This is a genomic window from Streptomyces sp. NPDC057302, from assembly GCF_042667685.1.
Taxonomy (GTDB): domain Bacteria; phylum Actinomycetota; class Actinomycetes; order Streptomycetales; family Streptomycetaceae; genus Streptomyces.
This window is the reverse complement of sequence record NZ_JBHUZJ010000053.1, coordinates 1-18,630: the sequence shown is the minus strand read 5'-3', so window position 1 is coordinate 18,630 and position 18,630 is coordinate 1. Positions and strand designations below refer to the sequence as shown.

15 protein-coding genes are annotated in these 18,630 nt (G+C 69.4%); 7 read left to right on the top strand and 8 right to left on the bottom strand.

What is annotated here, in order from left to right; translation table 11 throughout:
• Window positions 1-16: 16 nt before the first annotated feature.
• Both ACFUPX_RS29645 and clpB read right to left on the bottom strand, forming a co-directional pair.
• A complete protein-coding gene (locus ACFUPX_RS29645) occupies window positions 17-556 on the bottom strand; it encodes a YbjN domain-containing protein (RefSeq protein ID WP_383329305.1) in 540 nt (179 codons plus the stop codon).
• Window positions 557-639: 83 nt separating this feature from the next.
• The gene (clpB, locus tag ACFUPX_RS29640) at window positions 640-3,237 is read right to left on the bottom strand and encodes an ATP-dependent chaperone ClpB (protein WP_383329302.1); all 2,598 of its coding nucleotides are present in this window, start codon (window positions 3,235-3,237) and stop codon (window positions 640-642) included.
• A gap of 177 nt (window positions 3,238-3,414) precedes the next feature.
• Here clpB and ACFUPX_RS29635 point away from each other — a divergent pair, with 177 nt between their 5' ends.
• Window positions 3,415-3,846, top strand: coding sequence for a pyridoxamine 5'-phosphate oxidase family protein (locus tag ACFUPX_RS29635; protein ID WP_383329299.1), 432 nt, complete (start codon window positions 3,415-3,417; stop codon window positions 3,844-3,846).
• Between the two features lie 138 nt (window positions 3,847-3,984).
• On the opposite strand, the gene ACFUPX_RS29630 is transcribed toward ACFUPX_RS29635, so the two are convergent.
• The gene (locus ACFUPX_RS29630; protein ID WP_383329296.1) at window positions 3,985-4,365 is read right to left on the bottom strand and encodes a hypothetical protein; all 381 of its coding nucleotides are present in this window, start codon (window positions 4,363-4,365) and stop codon (window positions 3,985-3,987) included.
• A 361-nt stretch (window positions 4,366-4,726) separates the two neighbouring features.
• Between ACFUPX_RS29630 and ACFUPX_RS29625 the strand changes: the two genes are divergently transcribed.
• Both ACFUPX_RS29625 and ACFUPX_RS29620 read left to right on the top strand, forming a co-directional pair.
• Window positions 4,727-5,710, top strand: a complete 984-nt coding sequence (locus tag ACFUPX_RS29625; protein ID WP_383329293.1) for a helix-turn-helix transcriptional regulator — start codon at window positions 4,727-4,729, stop codon at window positions 5,708-5,710.
• A 27-nt stretch (window positions 5,711-5,737) separates the two neighbouring features.
• Window positions 5,738-6,442 carry a LuxR C-terminal-related transcriptional regulator gene (locus ACFUPX_RS29620; protein ID WP_383329290.1) on the top strand — a complete coding sequence of 235 codons (705 nt, stop codon included), beginning with the start codon at window positions 5,738-5,740 and terminating at the stop codon, window positions 6,440-6,442.
• A 57-nt stretch (window positions 6,443-6,499) separates the two neighbouring features.
• On the opposite strand, the gene ACFUPX_RS29615 is transcribed toward ACFUPX_RS29620, so the two are convergent.
• The 5 genes from ACFUPX_RS29615 to dnaK all read right to left on the bottom strand — a co-directional run bounded on the left by ACFUPX_RS29615 (window position 6,500) and on the right by dnaK (window position 11,398).
• Window positions 6,500-7,012: a hypothetical protein gene (locus ACFUPX_RS29615; RefSeq protein WP_383329288.1), complete on the bottom strand. Its 513-nt coding sequence runs from the start codon at window positions 7,010-7,012 to the stop codon at window positions 6,500-6,502.
• An 82-nt stretch (window positions 7,013-7,094) separates the two neighbouring features.
• Window positions 7,095-7,544: a heat shock protein transcriptional repressor HspR gene (locus ACFUPX_RS29610; protein WP_383329285.1), complete on the bottom strand. Its 450-nt coding sequence runs from the start codon at window positions 7,542-7,544 to the stop codon at window positions 7,095-7,097.
• 1 nt (window position 7,545) lies between these two features.
• Window positions 7,546-8,760, bottom strand: coding sequence for a molecular chaperone DnaJ (gene dnaJ / locus ACFUPX_RS29605; protein WP_383329282.1), 1,215 nt, complete (start codon window positions 8,758-8,760; stop codon window positions 7,546-7,548).
• 41 nt (window positions 8,761-8,801) lie between these two features.
• Window positions 8,802-9,527, bottom strand: a complete 726-nt coding sequence (gene grpE / locus ACFUPX_RS29600; RefSeq protein ID WP_383329279.1) for a nucleotide exchange factor GrpE — start codon at window positions 9,525-9,527, stop codon at window positions 8,802-8,804.
• Entirely contained in the window at window positions 9,524-11,398 is a 1,875-nt protein-coding gene (gene dnaK, locus ACFUPX_RS29595; protein ID WP_383329276.1) for a molecular chaperone DnaK, read from the bottom strand. Before dnaK ends, grpE begins: the two co-directional genes overlap by 4 nt.
• Before the next feature lie 285 nt (window positions 11,399-11,683).
• Between dnaK and ACFUPX_RS29590 the strand changes: the two genes are divergently transcribed.
• The 4 genes from ACFUPX_RS29590 (at window position 11,684) to ACFUPX_RS29575 (ending at window position 18,537) form a co-directional block, all read left to right on the top strand.
• The gene (locus ACFUPX_RS29590; protein WP_383329273.1) at window positions 11,684-13,951 is read left to right on the top strand and encodes a (Fe-S)-binding protein; all 2,268 of its coding nucleotides are present in this window, start codon (window positions 11,684-11,686) and stop codon (window positions 13,949-13,951) included.
• 221 nt (window positions 13,952-14,172) lie between these two features.
• The gene (locus ACFUPX_RS29585) at window positions 14,173-15,498 is read left to right on the top strand and encodes an FG-GAP repeat domain-containing protein (RefSeq protein ID WP_383329270.1); all 1,326 of its coding nucleotides are present in this window, start codon (window positions 14,173-14,175) and stop codon (window positions 15,496-15,498) included.
• Window positions 15,499-15,626: 128 nt separating this feature from the next.
• Window positions 15,627-17,000 carry a hypothetical protein gene (locus ACFUPX_RS29580; protein WP_383329267.1) on the top strand — a complete coding sequence of 458 codons (1,374 nt, stop codon included), beginning with the start codon at window positions 15,627-15,629 and terminating at the stop codon, window positions 16,998-17,000.
• A gap of 58 nt (window positions 17,001-17,058) precedes the next feature.
• A complete protein-coding gene (locus tag ACFUPX_RS29575; protein ID WP_383329264.1) occupies window positions 17,059-18,537 on the top strand; it encodes an FG-GAP repeat protein in 1,479 nt (492 codons plus the stop codon).
• Window positions 18,538-18,630 lie beyond the last annotated feature (93 nt).

Genomic DNA, 18,630 nt, shown 5'->3' with positions numbered 1-18,630 from the left:
TTCGTGTCGACGTGGCCTAGGCCTCGCCCTCGGGCTTCTCTTCACCCTCGGTGCCGTCGACCTCGGCCTCCAGGCCGAGCTGCTCGACGAGCCACTTGTCGAACTCGATCGCTGCCCGCACCCAGCTGACCGTCGACGACACGAAGTGCTCCAGCGAGACTCCGGTGCCGATCAGCATCTGCGCCTCGCCGATGAGGCGGACGGTGCCGTCGTCGTGGGTGTGCGTGTAGACCTTCGGCCACAGGGTGCGGCGGTTCCAGTCGTCGATCGCCTCGAGAAGCTGGGACTTCTCTTCGATGCCGTGCGCGCGGTCGTAGAACGTCCGCACCGAGAAGACCTGCTGGTCACCCTCGCCACGGAACATGAAGTACGTGCGGAACTCCTCCCACGGCGCCGCGAGGTCACCCTCGTCGTCGACGACGTGCTTGAGCTCCATCTGGTCCAGGAGCTGCTTGACCAGGTCCTGGTCGGGGACAACGGGGCCCGCCGGTCCATCGCCCTGCTGCGGTTCGGGCTGTCCCCCGAAATTCGGAATCGAGGACGGGTCGATGCTCACGTGCTTAGTCCCTTCGTACGGATTCCGCCATCCTGCCCCATGTCGGGCGGGGGCCCGCAACCCCCGCCCCAGATGTGACCGGCTTATGCCTTCTCCGCTGCCGCCGGACCGACGATCAGGCCGTCCTCGAAGGTGTCCACGCGCACCGTGTCGCCGTCCTTCACCTCGCCCGAGAGGATCTCCTTGGCGAGCCGGTCGCCGATGGACGTCTGGATGAGGCGCCGCAGCGGCCGGGCGCCGTACGCCGGATCGTTGCCCTTGTCCGCGAGCCAGGCCAGCGCGTCCGCGGAGACCTCCAGCGTGAGCCGCCGCTCGGCGAGCCGCTTCGCGAGGCGGCCGATCTGCAGCTCCGCGATGTGCGCGAGCTCGTCCTTGCTCAGGGCGGAGAAGACCACGAGGTCGTCGAGCCGGTTCAGGAACTCCGGCTTGAAAGAGGTGCGTACGACTTCCAGGACCTGCTGCTTCTTCTCCTCCTCGGAGGTCAGCGGCTCGACCAGGTACTGACTGCCGAGGTTCGAGGTCAGGACGAGGATGGTGTTGCGGAAGTCCACCGTCCGCCCCTGGCCGTCGGTGAGGCGTCCGTCGTCGAGGACCTGGAGCAGTACGTCGAAGACCTCCGGGTGCGCCTTCTCGACCTCGTCGAGCAGCACGACGCTGTACGGGCGCCTGCGTACGGCCTCGGTGAGCTGGCCGCCCTCCTCGTAGCCGACGTACCCGGGCGGGGCGCCGACCAGCCTGGCCACGCTGTGCTTCTCGCCGTACTCGCTCATGTCGATGCGGACCATGGCGCGCTCGTCGTCGAAGAGGAAGTCCGCGAGGGCCTTCGCCAGCTCGGTCTTGCCGACGCCGGTCGGCCCGAGGAAGAGGAAGGAGCCGGTGGGGCGGTCGGGGTCGGCGATCCCGGCGCGCGTGCGGCGCACGGCGTCGGACACCGCGCGCACGGCCTCGGTCTGGCCGATCAGCCGCTTGCCGAGCTCGTCCTCCATGCGCAGGAGCTTCTGCGTCTCGCCCTCCAGGAGGCGCCCGGCGGGAATGCCGGTCCAGGCTCCGACCACATCGGCGATGTCGTCGGGGCCGACCTCCTCCTTGACCATGGTGTCCTTGGAGACCTCCTCCTCGGCCTCGGAAGCGACCTCCAGGTCGTGTTCGAGGGCGGGGATCTCGCCGTAGAGCAGCTTGCTCGCGGTGTCGAAGTCGCCGTCGCGCTGGGCGCGTTCGGCCGTTCCGCGCAGCTCGTCGAGCTTCTCCTTCAGCTCACCGACGCGGTTGAGGGACTGCTTCTCCTTCTCCCAGCGGGCGTTGAGCCCCCGCAGCTCCTCCTCCTTGTCGGCGAGGTCGCGCCGCAGCCGTTCGAGGCGCTCCTTGCTCGCGGGGTCGGTCTCCTTGCTGAGGGCGAGCTCCTCCATCTTCAGGCGGTCGACGGAGCGCTGGAGCTCGTCGATCTCCAGGGGAGAGGAGTCGATCTCCATGCGCAGCCGGGACGCGGCCTCGTCGACGAGGTCGATGGCCTTGTCGGGCAGGAAGCGCGAGGTGATGTACCGGTCGGAGAGCGCGGCGGCCGCGACGAGCGCGGAGTCGGCGATCTGGACCTTGTGGTGGGCTTCGTAGCGCCCCTTGAGCCCGCGGAGGATCGCGATGGAGTCCTCGACGCTGGGCTCGTCCACGAGGACCTGCTGGAAGCGGCGCTCCAGGGCCGGGTCCTTCTCGATCCGCTCGCGGTACTCGTCGAGGGTGGTCGCGCCGACCATCCGCAGCTCGCCGCGGGCGAGCATGGGCTTGAGCATGTTGCCGGCGTCCATGGCGGAGTCGCCGCCCGCCCCGGCCCCGACGACGGTGTGCAGCTCGTCGATGAACGTGATGATCTGCCCGTCGCTCTCCTTGATCTCGGAGAGGACGGTCTTGAGGCGCTCCTCGAACTCACCGCGGTACTTCGCGCCCGCGACCATGGCCCCCAGGTCGAGCGAGACGAGCCGCTTGTTCTTCAGGGACTCCGGGACATCGCCCTTCACGATGCGTTGGGCGAGGCCCTCGACGACGGCGGTCTTACCGACGCCGGGTTCGCCGATGAGGACGGGGTTGTTCTTGGTGCGCCGGGACAGGACCTGCACCACGCGGCGGATCTCCTGATCACGGCCGATGACGGGGTCGAGCTTTCCCTCCCTGGCGGCGGCGGTGAAGTCGGTGCCGAACTTCTCCAGGGCCTTGTACTGGCCCTCCGGGTCCTGAGTGGTCACCCGGCGTCCTCCCCTTGCCTTCTCGAACGCGTCGAGCAGCTTCTTGGCGGTGGCCCCGTGCTTGCTCAGGACCTCTGAGGCGGGGCCGCCCTTGGCGGCGATGCCGATCAGCAGATGCTCGGTGGAGAGGTAATCATCGCCCAGCTCCTTCGCCCGCTGCGAGGCGTCGGCGATGACCGCGAGCAGGTCGCGGTTGGGCTGCGGGGGCGCGACGGTGGACCCCGTGACGCTGGGCAGGCCGCTCAGCGCGCGCTCGGCGTCGGCGCGGACGGCCGCCTGGTCGGCGTCGACCGCGGCGAGCAGGTCGGTGATGTTCTCGTTGTCCTGCCCCTCGAGCAGCGCGAGCAGCAGATGGCCGGGGGTCAGGTCGGCGTGCCCGTCCTTCACGGCCAGGTTGCTGGCCGCGTTGATCGCGTCCCTGCTCCTGTTGGTCAGCTCGGCGTCCACGTGAGTCGTCTCCTCCTTGCGTCCTGCATGCCTGCGCCACGAAGTCGTGCGCCGTACGTCATGTGTCCTGGCGGGTCACCCGTACCCACCTGACTTAAACAGCGTACATAAAGTTGAGTCTATTCCACTCAAGGGAGGCGGAGGCAGCTGCCGTGGGCCGACGGTTAGGTTCACCCCATGGCCATGGACCCGCACCACCCGACCCCCGCCTACCTCAGCTTCTGGCGTGAACGGCATCTCTGCACGCTGACGACGCTGCGCGCGAACGGCACCCCGCACGTCGTCCCGGTCGGCGTGACGTACGACCCGGAGGCGGGCGTGGCCCGCGTGCTGGCCAGCAGGTCGAGCGCGAAGGTCCGCCACGTCCTGGCGGCGGCGGGGGGCACCGAGGGGCCCGGAGCGCGGGTGGCGGTGTGCCAGGTCGACGGGCGGCGCTGGGCGACGCTGGAGGGGTACGCGTGCGTGCGCACGGAGGACGCGGAGATCGCGGAGGGCGAGCGGCGCTACGAGGAGCGGTACGAGCGGGCTCCGAGGCTGAATCCGCACCGCGTGGTGATCGAGATCAGGCTGACACGGGCGATGGGCGCGCGGGTGCTGAACGAGGCGTGACTGCGGCTCGCACCGCCTCGCGGGCCGCCCGGAAACACCACAGCGGCACACACCACAGCGGCGCCACCGTGTTCAGGTCCACGGTGGCGCCGCTGCTGGGGGAAGCACCTGCGCGATGTACAACGACGGGGGATCGCGTCAGGCGCTGCGGGGGGTGGCTGTGATGGCTCTTGTAGTGCCGGCTGTGGTGCTCGGGCTCTGCTGGTCCTGCTGCTCGCCGGGCCGGCCCGCGTCACCGACCAGCTGGTGGTCACGCCGGTCGAGATTGACGAAGACCATCCCGTACCGAATGGCACACCGCACCGGCTGCGGGGCGCCGCGCGGCTTGCGGAGGCACCGGTAGGCCCGGATCTCCTCCTCGTCGTCACGGGTGACGACCACCGGCTCACCGAGAAGCGTGACCATCAGCGAGTCGCCTGCGTGGGGTATCGCGGTGGCGAGATCGATGAAGTGCCAACCGGAGCGGTAGGCGGTGGCCATTTCTCGGCGGAAGGTGCGGTCGTCGGGGGGAGTACTCATGCGCCTGCTCCCGCCGGGGCGACGTGCCAGGAAAGATCCGGCGGCACGGCCGCAGCAGCGTCCTTGCCTCCGGGAGCCGTATTCCAAGAAAGGTCCGGGGGCAATGCGGACACGGCACCCTTGCCTCCAGGAGCCGTGTTCCAGGAGAGATCAAGTGTGCTCACAGTGCCCAGAACCAGCCCTGCGGAGAAGGTGGCGACAAGCACCGAGCGAAGCATGCTCTTAAACATGGTCGGCTTCGTCCTCACTTGGTAGATTCTTCTCCCCCGGCTCCACAAGACGATGTCTCAATTGAGCACGTCAAAGCCACAGGGTGGATGCATCATGTTCCTGCACGTACAGGACCCTGGGGGGTGGAGATTTGCTTACAGACAGCACCAAACCGACACATCCGCACCCCTCGACCCCACTTTGTGATGAGGGCTCAAGGCTGTACGCCAGCGCATTGAGCAGTGGCCGATTGGCAAGAACCGAAGTCGAGGCCACTCCGTGTCTGCTCGAGTCCGCTCTCCTGCACCCGGACCCGGACGACGCGGACTGGCTGCGCCCGATCCCGCCGTTCGCCGCGCTCGCGCAGCGCCTCACGCCGATCGAGCGGGAGATCCAGGACCGGCGAAGGCTCGCTCTTCAACTAACCGACATTTTTGAGCCGTTCATGGCGATAACCGCCCGCGTGGAGCCCACGACCCACGCCATCACGGTGCTGGAGGGCGGCGCCCGCATCGACGCGGCGATCGAGCGAGCGACATCGGACTGCCGTTTCGAGATCCTCACCGTCCAGCCGGGGGGCGGCCGCAGCGAGAACTCCCTCACGGTGGCGATGCAACGCGGGCAGGCCGTCCTCGACCGCGGCATCAGGATGCGCACCCTCTACCAGCACACCGCAAGGCACAGCCAGGGGACGCTCGCCTACGCGGCACGCATGGCTCAGGGCAACGTGGAGGTCCGGACGCTGGAAGAGGTGATCGATCGAATGATGATCTTCGATCGCACGGTCGCACTCATACCTGCCCGCGCCGATCGCCAGGTCGCCCTGGAACTGCGCCACCCCGGCCTCGTCGAGTATCTGGCCAAGGTCTTCGAGCAGCAGTGGACACGAGCGATACCCCTCCTGGACGAGGTCCCCTACGCGCCCTCCACGGACGGCATCACCGGCGTCCAACGCACCATCGCCAGGCTCCTCATCGAGGGCCACGTCGACGAGGCCATCGCCCGGCGCCTCGGCATGAACGTCCGCACCTGCCGCGCCCACATCGCTAAGATCGCCGCCGCACTGGGCAGCGGAAGCCGCGCGCAACTCGGCTTCTTGATCGCCCAGTCCGGGATCCTGGACAAGGATCACTGACCTCGGTCGGAGAGCGAGCGGAATGTGATGACAGATCTGCCCCATGCGAACGAAGCCGATACACCCGCGGCCGCGCATCCGGCGATCACCCTGCTCGACGGTCTCGTCCGCATCAACGAGGCCATCGCCCTTGCCGCGACGGGCGCCACCGAGGAACTTCTGACGGTGCAGCCCGGCGGGAGCCGGCCCCCCGAGATCCTGGCCGACGCCCTGCCCCGCGAGCAGGGCATGCTGTCCCGAGGCTGCCGGATGCGCACCCTCTACCAGCACACATCGCGTCACTCGCTGCCCGTCCTCGCCCATTTCGAGCAACTGACCGGCGACGTCGAGGTCCGCACCCTCGACGAGATCACCGACCGCCTGGTCGTCTTCGACCGCACCGTGGCGTTCATCCCCGCGCACCGGGGCAACACCCAGGCCCTCGAAGTCCGTCACCCCGCCCTGATCGAGTACCTCGTGACGACCTTCGAGCGCCAATGGCACCTGGCCACGCCCATGTTCCCGCTGGCCGCCCCGCAACCGCCGGACAACGGCATCACCACCCGGCAGCGGGCCGTTGCGGGCCTGCTGATCGAAGGGCTGACCGATGCGGAGATCGCCGCGCGCCTGGGCATGAACGTCCGCACCGCCCGGGTCCACATCGCCAAACTCGCCACCACGCTCGGCAGCAAGAGCCGGGCCCAACTCGGCTACCTCATCGGCGGATCAGGCATCCTCAACGACCAGCCGTAAATTTGCAGCGGCGATTACCCCCGGGGGGCAGAACGCGTCCGCCGGGGGGCGGCCGGTTCAGAAACCGGCGTCCCCCCACTCCCGCAACAACGCCTCCCGCTCCGCCCCCCGAGGCGACCCGCCCTCCCGCGCGCGGCCCCACTGCGCCATCGCCGCCAGCGTCGTACGCAAGGTCGCCTCGCCCTCCGTCATGCGGGCCAGGAGGGCCAGCGACAGGTCGTGCTCCGGTTGGGAGTAGCCCGTGGCCGCTGCCACGTACGCCGTCAGTTCCCGCTCCTCGGCGTTCGCATCCGTTACGCGGACCGTCATCGCCGGGGCGTCGTCCGAGCCGCCCAGGCCCACCGTCAGGGCCATGTCGACCAGGACGCCCATCTGCCGCTTCAGCGTCTTCACGGGGGCGTCCTCGACCGTCAGGGCGTGGATCTCGTCCCAAGGGTAGAACGCCGACTGCCTGTCGCCCAGGGCCACGATGCCTTCCGGGGTCAGGCGGACCCCTGCCGCTAGGCCCGACGGCTTCGCGCCCACGTACACGTCGCCCTCGGCGATCCAGAACAGTCCCACCATGGCCATGGCAGCCCCCCACTCTCCCCAACAGAACGTAGGGGCCGGGAGGTTGCCACCTCCCGGCCCCTACGCGTCACATTACTAAGAGCTACTGCTCCGACGACCTCTTGGGGCGCCACACCACCAGCGCGCTCGCCTGCTGCACGTCCTGGTACGGGACCAGGTCGCGGCGGTACGAGGCATGTACCGCCGCCTCGCGCTGCTGCATCGCCGTGGCCGCGCCCTCCACCGCGGAGGACAGTTCGGCCACCCTCGCCTGCAGCGCCGCGACCTGGTTCTCCAGCTCGATGATGCGCTTGATGCCGGCGAGGTTGATGCCTTCTTCCTGCGACAGCTGCTGCACCGTACGGAGCAGGTCGATGTCGCGGGCCGAATAGCGGCGGCCACGGCCCGGCGTGCGGTCCGGGGAGACCAGGCCGAGGCGGTCGTACTGGCGCAGGGTCTGCGGGTGGAGGCCGCTCAGCTGGGCGGCCACCGAGATGACGTAGACCGGCGTCTCGTCGGTCAGTTGGTACGGATTTCGACGACGGCCGTCCATCTCATGCTCCCTTCGCGGCCTGGAACAGTTCTGCCCGCGGATCGTCGTCCGCAGTCGCCTTGCGGTAAGCCTCCAGGGCTTCCTTCGCCGTGTCGGAGAGGTCGGTCGGAACCGCCACCTCCACCGTCACGAGCAGGTCGCCCCGTGAACCGTCCTTGCGGACCGCGCCCTTGCCCCGCGCCCGCATCGTACGGCCGTTGGGCGTGCCCGGAGGGAGCTTCAGGGTGACCGGCGGGCCGCCCAGAGTGGGGACCTTCACCTCGCCGCCCAGTGCCGCCTCCGTGAACGTCACCGGCACCGTCACCGTCAGGTTGTCGCCCTTGCGGCCGAAGACCGGGTGGGTGTCGACGTGCACGACCACGTACAAGTCGCCTGCCGGACCGCCCCGTTCACCGGGGCCGCCCTTGCCTCGCAGGCGGATGCGCTGGCCGTCGCTGACGCCCGCCGGAATCCGCACCTGCATCGTGCGGGACGACTTCGCCCTGCCCGAGCCCTTGCAGACCTCGCAGGGGTCCTGGGCGATGAGCCCGCGGCCCTTGCAGTCCACGCAGGGGTCGGTCAGCGAGAATCCGCCGCCGCCTCCGCGCGTGACCTGGCCCGTGCCGACGCAGGTCGGGCAGACGCGCGGTGTGCCGTTCTTGTCGCCGGTGCCGGAACAGGCCTTGCAGGCCGCCTGGGAGGACATCCGGAGCGGGACCGTGGCCCCGTCCACCGCCTCCGTGAAGCTCAGCGTGACCTCGGACTCGATGTCCTGGCCGCGCCGGGGCTGCGTACGCGTGCCCGCGCCGCCCGCCCCCGTGCCGCCTCGGTTGAACAGGCCCCCGAAGACGTCACCCAGACCGCCGCCGAAGCCGCCGGCACCGCCTGCGCCGCCCGCTCCTCCACCGCCCGGGGCGCCGCCTCCGAAGAGGTCGCCCAGGTCGAAGTTGAAGGAGCCGGGTGCGCCGCCGCCTCCGGGACCTGCCCGGAAGCCGCCGTTGCCGAAGAGAGCACGCGCTTCGTCGTACTCCTTGCGCTTCTTGGGGTCCCCGAGGACGTCGTTCGCCTCGGAGATCTCCTTGAAGCGCTCTTCCGCCTTCGCGTTGCCCTTGTTGGCGTCCGGGTGGTTCTCGCGGGCGAGCTTCCGGTACGCCTTCTTGATCTCGGCCTCGGTGGCGTCCTTGGGGACGCCGAGAACCTTGTAGTAGTCCTTCTCGATGAAGTCCTTGGTGCTCATCCCCGACGTCCCTCCTCTCGCTTCACAACTGCTCCGTTACGTCAGCCCTCGTCCGGGCCACCGGTCTCCTTGTCCCCCGCCGCTTCGGCGGAGTCCTCGGCCGATTCCTCGCCCTTGACCGTCTGCGCGCCCGGCTGCGGCTCGGCCACGGCCACCCGCGCGGGGCGGATGGTGCGCTCGCCGATGCGATACCCCGGCTGGAGGATCGCGACGCACGTCGTCTCGGTGACGTCGGGTGCGTACGAGTGCATCAGGGCCTCGTGGATCGTCGGGTCGAAGGGCTCGCCCTCCTTGCCGAACTGCTGCAGGCCCATCTTGGCGACGACCGTCTCAAGGGCCTCCGCCACGGACTTGAACCCGCCCACCAGCTCGCCGTGCTCACGCGCGCGGCCGATGTCGTCGAGGCTCGGCAGGAGCTCGGACAGGAGGTTCGCCGCGGCGATCTCCTTGACCGTCACCTTGTCCCGCTCCACACGACGGCGGTAGTTCTGGTACTCCGCCTGGAGCCGCTGGAGGTCCGCCGTGCGCTCGCCGAGCGCCGTACGCACCTGGTCCAGCTGCGCGATCAGACCCACGTCCTGGGCCGACTGCGACTGCTGGGCCTGGGCCTGAGCCGATGAATTGTCTGCTGCGTCCCCGGCCGGGGCCGCCGGGCCCTCCTCGGTGGAGGGCTCGGCGGCCTGCGGCGCCGCGTCATCAGGGGTGGCGCCGGAGGGGACGTCGGGCTTCTCGGCGCTGTCGCCGAAACCCGGGGTCTCCTCGGTCATGCGGCGCCGCCCTTCGCGTCACCGGGCTTCTCGTCGTCGACGATCTCGGCGTCGACCACGTCGTCGTCCTTGTCCTTGGACATGTTCGGGGCCTCGCCGCCCTCGGCACCGGGGGCAGCGCCCTCGGCACCTGCGGCCTGCGCGTCCGCGTACATGGCCTGGCCCAGCTTCTGGGAGACGGCCGCGACCTTCTCGGTGGCCGTGCGGATCTCCGCCGTGTCCTCGCCCTTGAGCTTTTCCTTCAGCTCTTCGACGGCGGACTCGACCTCGGTCTTCACGTCACCGGGGACCTTGTCCGCGTTGTCGGTGAGGAACTTCTCCGTCTGGTAGACGAGCTGCTCGCCCTGGTTGCGGGACTCGGCGGCCTCGCGGCGCTTGTGGTCCTCGTCCGCGTACTGCTCGGCCTCCTGGCGCATGCGGTCGACCTCGTCCTTCGGCAGCGAAGAGCCGCCGGTGACGGTCATCTTCTGCTCCTTGCCGGTGCCGAGGTCCTTGGCCGTCACGTGCATGATGCCGTTGGCGTCGATGTCGAAGGCGACCTCGATCTGCGGGACACCGCGCGGGGCGGGCGGCAGACCGGTGAGCTCGAACATTCCGAGCTTCTTGTTGTACGCCGCGATCTCTCGCTCGCCCTGGTAGACCTGGATCTGGACGGACGGCTGGTTGTCCTCGGCCGTCGTGAAGATCTCGGAGCGCTTGGTCGGGATCGTGGTGTTGCGCTCGATGAGCTTGGTCATGATCCCTCCCTTGGTCTCGATGCCGAGGGACAGCGGGGTCACGTCGAGGAGGAGGACATCCTTGACCTCACCCTTGAGGACACCGGCCTGGAGCGCGGCGCCGATGGCGACGACCTCGTCCGGGTTCACGCCCTTGTTCGCGTCCTGGCCGCCGGTCAGCTCCTTGACGAGCTCCGCGACGGCGGGCATACGGGTGGAGCCACCGACGAGAACGACGTGGTCGATCTCGGAGAGCTGGATGCCCGCGTCCTTGATGACGTTGTTGAACGGGTTCTTGCACCGCTCAAGCAGGTCGGACGTGAGCTGCTGGAACTGGGCGCGCGTGAGCTTCTCGTCCAGGTGCAGCGGGCCCTCGGCGGACGCCGTGATGTACGGCAGGTTGATCGAGGTCTCCGTGGAGGAGGACAGCTCGATCTTGGCCTTCTCGGCCGCCTCGCGCAGGCGCTGGAGCGCCATCTTGTCCTTGGAGAGGTCCACGCCGTGGCCGTTGTTGAACTGCTTGACCAGGTAGTCGACGACGCGCTGGTCCCAGTCGTCACCACCGAGGTGGTTGTCGCCGTTCGTGGCCTTCACCTCGACGACGCCGTCGCCGATCTCCAGGAGGGACACGTCGAAGGTGCCGCCACCGAGGTCGAAGACGAGGATCGTCTGGTCGTCCTTGTCGAGGCCGTACGCCAGGGCGGCGGCCGTCGGCTCGTTGACGATGCGCAGGACGTTCAGGCCCGCGATCTCGCCGGCCTCCTTCGTCGCCTGGCGCTCCGAGTCGTTGAAGTACGCCGGGACGGTGATGACCGCGTCGGCCACCTTCTCGCCCAGGTAGGACTCCGCGTCGCGCTTCAGCTTCTGCAGGATGAACGCCGAGATCTGCTGGGGGTTGAACCCCTTGTCGTCGATGTCCACCTTCCAGTCAGTGCCCATGTGGCGCTTGACCGAACGGATGGTCCTGTCGACGTTCGTGACCGCCTGGCGCTTGGCCACCTCGCCGACCAGCACCTCGCCGTTCTTCGCGAAGGCGACGACGGACGGCGTGGTCCTGGCGCCCTCGGCGTTGGTGATGACGGTGGGCTCGCCGCCTTCAAGAACGCTGACGACAGAGTTAGTCGTGCCCAGGTCGATGCCGACCGCACGTGCCATTTCGATTCCTCCAGATGTTTCTTGAGTGGATCTGACTCAAGGATGCATGAGCGCTTCGCCGGCGTCAACAGAGCTGAGTCGGGGGCACTCAACTCTTATCCCGCCCTTACGCGCAACCAGGGCCTGAGCTGGGCTTCGACGGCCGCCGCGCGGCAAGGGTTGCCTGAGCGACGCAGATCACCGCCGCGCTGGCTACAGTGCGGCTGAGTAAGTGGGTAGTCTCAGACGGACTGCATAAGTTACCGCTTAGTAATAGTTCGCCTCGCAGGCCCGAGGAGCCCCTAAATGCAACTCGCCGCGATCATCGTGTCGCTGGTCCTAATCGCGGTCGGCGTCGCGCTGTTCGGCCGTGCCATCGTGCAGATCGTCCAGTACATGCGGCTCGGCCAGTCCGTCCCGGCAGGCACCCGCACCGATCAGCCCGTGCAGCGCACCGTCACCGTGGCCAAGGAGTTCCTCGGCCATACCCGCATGAACCGCTGGGGCGTCGTCGGCGTCGCGCACTGGTTCGTGGCGGTGGGCTTCTTCTCGCTGCTCCTGACCATCGTCAACGCCATCGGCCAGCTCTTCAAGGCCGACTGGATGCTGCCGATCATCGGCGAGTGGGCGCCGTACAACATGTTCGTCGAGTTCATCGGCACGATGACCGTCGTCGGCATCCTGACGCTGATCGTCATCCGCCAGCTGAGCAACCCCGACAAGCCGGGCCGCAAGTCCCGCTTCGCGGGCTCCAAGAAGGGCCAGGCGTACTTCGTCGAGGCCGTCATCCTCATCGTCGGCGTCTGCATCTTCACGCTGCACGCCCTTGAGGGTGCCCAGCACCACGTGGACAGCTACGAGGCGTCGTTCTTCATCTCGTACCCGTTCGTCTCGTGGTTCGGCGGCATGGACCTCTCCACGCTGCAGAACCTCACGTACTTCTTCGCCATGGTCAAGATCGCGACGTCCTTCATCTGGATGATCACCGTCGCGCTCAACACCAACATGGGCGTCGCCTGGCACCGCTTCCTCGCCTTCCCGAACATCTGGTTCAAGCGCGACGCGGACGGCTCCACGACCCTCGGCGAGCTCCAGCCCATGACGTCCGGCGGCAAGCCGATCGACTGGGAGGACCCGGGCGAGGACGACGTCTTCGGCGTCAGCCAGGTCGAGCAGTTCTCCTGGAAGGGCCTCCTCGACTTCAGTACGTGCACCGAGTGCGGCCGCTGCCAGTCGCAGTGCCCCGCCTGGAACACCGGAAAGCCGCTCTCCCCCAAGCTCCTGATCATGTCGCTGCGCGACCACGCGCACGCCAAGGCCCCCTACCTGCTCGCCGGTGGCGGCAAGGACATGGAGGGCAACGAGAAGGCGACGGAGGAGCAGCTCAAGGACGTTCCCGCGGCGGCTCTCGCCGAGGCCGAGCGCCCCCTCATCGGCACCGCCGAGGAGAACGGCGTCATCGACCCCGACGTCCTGTGGTCCTGCACCAGCTGCGGTGCCTGCGTCGAGCAGTGCCCGGTGGACATCGAGCACATCGACCACATCGTCGACATGCGCCGCTACCAGGTGATGATCGAGAGCGCGTTCCCCTCCGAGGCCGGGACGATGCTCAAGAACCTGGAGAAGAAGGGCAACCCCTGGGGCCTGGCGAAGAAGCAGCGCCTTGAGTGGCTCAAGGAGCTCGACTTCGAGGTGCCGGTCGTCGGCAAGGACATCGAGGACCTCACCGAGGTCGAGTACCTCTACTGGGTCGGCTGCGCGGGCTCCCTGGAAGACCGGGCGAAGAAGACCACCAAGGCCTTCGCGGAGCTGCTCAACATGGCGGGCGTCAAGTTCGCGATCATGGGCGGCGACGAGAAGTGCACCGGTGACTCCGCACGCCGCCTGGGCAACGAGCCGCTGTTCCAGCAGCTCGGCCAGGAGAACGTGGCCATGCTGAACATGGCGTACGGCGAGGACGACGAGGACCCGGCGACCAAGAAGCCGAAGTCCGCCAAGAAGATCGTCGCGACCTGCCCGCACTGCCTCAACACGCTCGGCAACGAGTACCCGCAGCTCGGCGGTGACTACGAGGTCATCCACCACACGCAGCTGCTCCAGCACCTCATCGACGAGGGCAAGCTCATCCCGGTGACGCCCGTCGAGGGCCTCATCACCTACCACGACCCGTGCTACCTGGGTCGGCACAACAAGATCTACACGCCGCCGCGCGAGATCATGTCCGCCGTCCCGGGCCTGCGCCAGCAGGAGATGCACCGCCACAAGGAGCGCGGCTTCTGCTGCGGTGCCGGTGGCGCGCGGATGTGGATGGAGGAGCGGATCGGCAAGCGCATCAACACGGAGCGGGTCGACGAGGCGCTCAGCCTCAACCCCGACATCGTGTCGACCGCCTGCCCGTTCTGTCTGGTGATGCTCACCGACTCCGTCAACGGCAAGAAGAACGATGGCGCCGCGAAGGAGTCCCTGACGGTCGTGGACGTCGCGCAGCTGCTGCTCGACTCCGTGAAGACCCCGGTGGATCCCGCCGGTGAGTCAGAGACCGCGGACGAGCCGGAGCCCGAGCCCGTGAAGTAGCCGGTGAAGTAGCCGGTGAAGTAACGGCGCTCGACGTGGTTGAGGCCGGTTCCGCCCTCCGGGGCGGGACCGGCCTTTCTTGTCGTGCGTGCGGGGGGCATCATGTGCTGGTTGTTGTCGGTTGGGGCTGTCGGGGTGGGTGGGTGATGGGCATGCGGAGTGCCGGGACACATGGCATACGTGGCGTCAGACGCGGGGGTGCCGCGAGACGCGGGGGTGTCATGGGCACGGCAGCCGTCGTCAGCTGCGCCCTGCTGCTCGCGGGCTGCGGCGGCAACGACGACGCGGACAAGCCCGACGCCCGGCACCGGCCCGTCAGCATGGCGGGCAAGGGGGCGGCCCAGCTGCCCGTGCCCCAGGGCAAGGGCAGCAAGGTCGACGACGACTTCAACGGTGACGGCGCCCCCGACCTCGTACTCGACGACCTCGTGCACAGCGGCCACGGCGACGACCCGGGCATCGGCGTCGTCTACGGCAGCAAGGCCGGGCTGCGGCCCGGGGCACGGCAGTTGCTGAGCGCGCGGACCAACGGGGCGCGCACCAAGGGCGAGTTGCCCGCGTCCTTCGAGTCGGAGGCGTCCTGCGACCTCGACAAGGACGGCTTCACCGATCTGCTGGTCTCCACCGACCCGCCCTACGACGGCATCGGCCGGCCGCCCGTGCCGCTGCAGATCCTCTTCGGCTCGCCCAAGGGCCTGACCGGCAAGGCCGTGAAGGTGCAGGTGCCCGCGCAGTCCCGCTTCGGCAACGACTGGTCCGACCAGCCGGTGTGCGGGGACTTCGACGGGGACGGCGCGGCCGACCTCGTCCTGCACGCGAGCGGCGCCCGGCTCACCTTCCTGCGCGGCCCGTTCAAGCGCACCGGCGCCCCGCGCGCCGCGGGCAAGCCCCTTGCCGCCCCCGGCAACGACCTCGTCACCGGCAGGGCCACGGACGTCGACCGCGACGGCTACGACGACCTCTTGGTCCGCAAGGCCGCGAACGCGTCCGGCGCGGCGGCGGGCGCCCTCGTCCTGGGCGGCCCGAAGGGCCCCGCCGAGACCGGCGTGCTCTTCCCCGCGGGCACGGACATCGCGTTCGGCCGCTTCGGCGCGGGCAAGGCCATGGACGCGGCGATCGCGGGCCCCTCCGGAGTCGCCCTGCGCTACGACGTGCCCGGCACCCTGCGCGCCACCATGGAGTCGAAGAACGTGGCCGTGGACACCGGCGACCTCGACGGCGACGGCCGCAGCGAGCTGATCCTGAGCGGCGGCAGCAGCGGGAACGGGGGCGGCACCGGTGAGGTGCGGGTCTTCAGGGGAGGTACCGGCAAGCTCGACATGAACGCGTCGTCGAACGTGATCCCCTCGGCCAAGGGCACCACCCAGGTCCTCGCCGTCGCGGACTTCAACGGCGACAAGCGGGCCGATCTGGTCCTTCGTACGTACAAGGGAGACGGGCAGGACACGGTGGGGGTGTACCCGGGGGTGAAGCTCGACCTGGTCGCACACAAGCCGCTCGTCACGTTCTCCACGGCGGAGTTCGCGGCTCTGGGGGACGTGGACTAGGCGCGGCCCGGCGTGCGGACGGACTCCTCGTTCACCCGCCTGACACCTCACCTCTCCCCTCGCACAACCATTCGTACGCCCCACCAGTCACACCCCCGGAAGCATCGCCCCACTTTCGGGAGTCCCACGTGCGCGTACGAAATCTGGCCATCGCCGCGAGCGTCGCCGCCCTCGCGGCCGCCGGTCTGACGCTTCCCCTCGCGGGCACGGCGAGCGCCGCGTCAACACTCAAGGACGACTACAACGGTGACGGCTACCGCGACCTGGCGATCGGCACGCCCAAGTCCAACTCCGTCACGGTGACGTTCGGTTCGGCCTCCGGGGTCTCCGAGGGCCGCTCCGTCACCGTCACCCAGAACACGGCCGGGGTGCCCGGAGTCACCGAGGCCGAGGACGAGTTCGGCGAGAACATCACCAGCGGCGACACGAACGGCGACGGCTACGCCGACCTGATCGTCGGAGCACCCGGCGAGCAGGTCGAGGGCAAGCCCTCCGGCTCCGTCACCGTCATCAAGGGCGGCAAGAACGGCTTCACGTCCGGCGCCCACGTCCTGAACGCCCCCGAGGACACCGCGGGCCGCTTCGGCGAGGCCACCACCTGGAACGACCTGGACACCGACGGAGCGCCCCAGCTCGCGGTGATCAGCGGCGACAACTGGTGGTACTACTCCGGGGCGGAAGGCCGGGCGTACGGCCTCGAGGTCGACTTCATCCCCGAGGGCGCCCACCTGGACGGCATGGTCGCGGGCAACTTCAAGTACAAGGACGTCTTCGGCTACGTCCTGTACGGCGAGCGCGCGGACGGCGGCGCCTACACCGCGTACATGAGCGGCGGCGCCGGCGACTACGGCTACCAGGCCGAGGTCCTCGCCGAGGGCGGCGACCGGACGGCCACGCGCGACGCGGCCACCGCCGGTGATGTCGACGGCGACGGCTACGACGACCTGATCACCGGTAACTCGGGCGCCACCAAGGGCGGTTCGGTCACCGTGCGGAAGGGCGGCGACCGGAAGTTCGGCGCCCCCGTGACGTACGACCAGGCCAGCACCGGCATCCCCGGCGCCGACGAGGCGTACGACGGCTTCGGCGCGTCCGTGGCCGCGGGCGACGTCACCGGCGACGGCCTCGCGGACCTCGCGGTGGGCGCGCCCGGCGAGGAGGTCGCCGCGGTGGACGGCGCGGGCAGCGTGACGCTCCTCAAGTCCAGTGCGGGCAGGTTCACTTCGGGCAAGGCCTGGCACCAGGACACCGCGGGTGTGCCCGGCGTCGCCGAGGCGGGCGACAGCTTCGGTACGTCCGTGCGCCTCAAGGACATCAACAAGAACGGCAAGGCGGACCTGGCCGCGGGCGCGGCCGGCGAGGACATCGCCGCGAAGGTGGACGTCGGCGCCGTGTGGGTGCTGCGCGGCACGTCCACGGGTCTGACGTCGTCGTACGCCGCCTCCTTCAACGGGACCGACTTCGGGCTCGGCGGATCGAGCTTCGGCACCACGTTGCGCTGACCGCCCGCCCCAGCAACTCCCGCCACTTGCAAGTGATTCAGCGATTTGGAGACACCTCGTGCACGCACTGCCCCGGCCCACGCGGAAACCCGCCCGGAACAAGATCCTCTCGGCCACCGCGCTCTGCGCCGCCACCGTCCTCGGCGTCGCGGGCCTGACCGCGGGCAGCGCCTCCGCGGCCCAGCCCTCGCAGCCCGCGCAGCCGACCGCCGACTACAACGGCGACGGCTACGCGGACCTCGCGGTCGGCGTGCCCGGCGCGACGGTCGGCGGCAAGGCCAAGGCCGGTTACGTCAACGTCGTCTGGGGCGGCACGTCGGGCCTGGGCAAGCACGGCTCGACCACCGTCAGCCAGGCCACCGCGGGCGTGCCCGGCACGGTGGAGGCCGGGGACGGCTTCGGCACGGCCGTCGCCTCGGACGACATGAACGGCGACGGCTACAGCGACCTGGTCGTCGGCGCACCCGACGAGGACAACGACGCGGGCCTCTCCGCGGGCACCGTCGCCGTCGTGTGGGGCGCGAAGAGCGGCTTCAAGGGCGGCTTCACCGCGGCCAACGGCGCTTACAGCGACGGAAGTTACGGCGCGCTCCTGGCGACCGGCGACTTCGACGAGGACGGCGACAAGGACATCGCCCTCAACTCCCACTTCGACGAGACCAGCGCGGTCGAGATGCGTCCTGGCCCCTTCAAGGCGGGCTCCCCCGCCAAGCTGTCCCGCGTCGAGGGCTGGCACTTCGCCGGACCGGTCGCCCTCGCCGCCGGTGACTTCGACGGGGACGGCGGGGACGATCTCGCGTTCTCGTACGACGGCACGGAGGTCAGCGGTACGACGGTGAAGAGCCGCGACGCCGCCACGGGCGAGTGGAACGAGACGTGGTCCACGGGCGACAGCACCGCCACCGCGCTCGCCGCGGGTGACTTCGACGGGGACGACACGACGGACCTGGCGATCGGCAACGTCCAGGCCAACCCGGAGTCGGAGAGCACGCACTGCGAGGACCGCCTCGGCGGCGCGATCCTCACCCTGTACGGCAAGAAGGGCACCACGCTGGGCGGCCCGGCCTCCTGCACCACGCAGAGCGGCGAGCAGGTCGGCGGCAGCCCGGAGGCCGGGGACGACTTCGGGTCGAGTCTCACGGCCGTCGACACCGACCAGGACGGCCGCGACGAGCTGATCGCGGGCGCCGAGGCGGAGGCGGTCGGCAGCGCCAAGAACGCGGGCTCGTACTGGTTCCTCACCGCGACCGGCACGGGCACGGGCCTCACGGGCCCCGCCATCAGCCAGAACTCCGCGGGAGTGGCCGGCACGGCGGAGGCGGGCGACCGCTTCGGAGCGGCGGTCACCCTCGGCGACTACAACGGCGACGGCCTCCCGGACGTCGCCGTGGGCGCGCCCGGCGAGGACGCGAAGTCGGGCGGCGTCTGGTACGCCCGTACGCCCACGGACGGCCCGAGCCCGGCGGTGACGTCGGTGACTCCCGGGAAGCTGGGGCTTTCGGGTGCCAGTGGATACGGGTCGGTGCTGAGCCGCTAGCGGCACGCCGTCAGCGTTGAGTCGGCTGACCGATTTTTCCCGGGCGGGGGGGGGGGGGGTGGGCGTCCCCCCCCCCCCCCCCGGGGGGGGCCC

What these genes read in the sequence shown, in the direction of transcription:
- dnaJ (WP_383329282.1), bottom strand. Translation starts at nt 8,760, where the DNA reads ATGAGCACCAAGGACTTCATCGAGAAGGACTACTACAAGGTTCTCGGC.
- ACFUPX_RS29615 (WP_383329288.1), bottom strand. Translation starts at nt 7,012, where the DNA reads ATGGCCATGGTGGGACTGTTCTGGATCGCCGAGGGCGACGTGTACGTG.
- ACFUPX_RS29635 (WP_383329299.1), top strand. Translation starts at nt 3,415, where the DNA reads ATGGCCATGGACCCGCACCACCCGACCCCCGCCTACCTCAGCTTCTGG.
- ACFUPX_RS29590 (WP_383329273.1), top strand. Translation starts at nt 11,684, where the DNA reads ATGCAACTCGCCGCGATCATCGTGTCGCTGGTCCTAATCGCGGTCGGC.
- ACFUPX_RS29620 (WP_383329290.1), top strand. Translation starts at nt 5,738, where the DNA reads ATGACAGATCTGCCCCATGCGAACGAAGCCGATACACCCGCGGCCGCG.
- ACFUPX_RS29630 (WP_383329296.1), bottom strand. Translation starts at nt 4,365, where the DNA reads ATGAGTACTCCCCCCGACGACCGCACCTTCCGCCGAGAAATGGCCACC.
- ACFUPX_RS29610 (WP_383329285.1), bottom strand. Translation starts at nt 7,544, where the DNA reads ATGGACGGCCGTCGTCGAAATCCGTACCAACTGACCGACGAGACGCCG.
- ACFUPX_RS29585 (WP_383329270.1), top strand. Translation starts at nt 14,173, where the DNA reads ATGGGCACGGCAGCCGTCGTCAGCTGCGCCCTGCTGCTCGCGGGCTGC.
- grpE (WP_383329279.1), bottom strand. Translation starts at nt 9,527, where the DNA reads ATGACCGAGGAGACCCCGGGTTTCGGCGACAGCGCCGAGAAGCCCGAC.
- dnaK (WP_383329276.1), bottom strand. Translation starts at nt 11,398, where the DNA reads ATGGCACGTGCGGTCGGCATCGACCTGGGCACGACTAACTCTGTCGTC.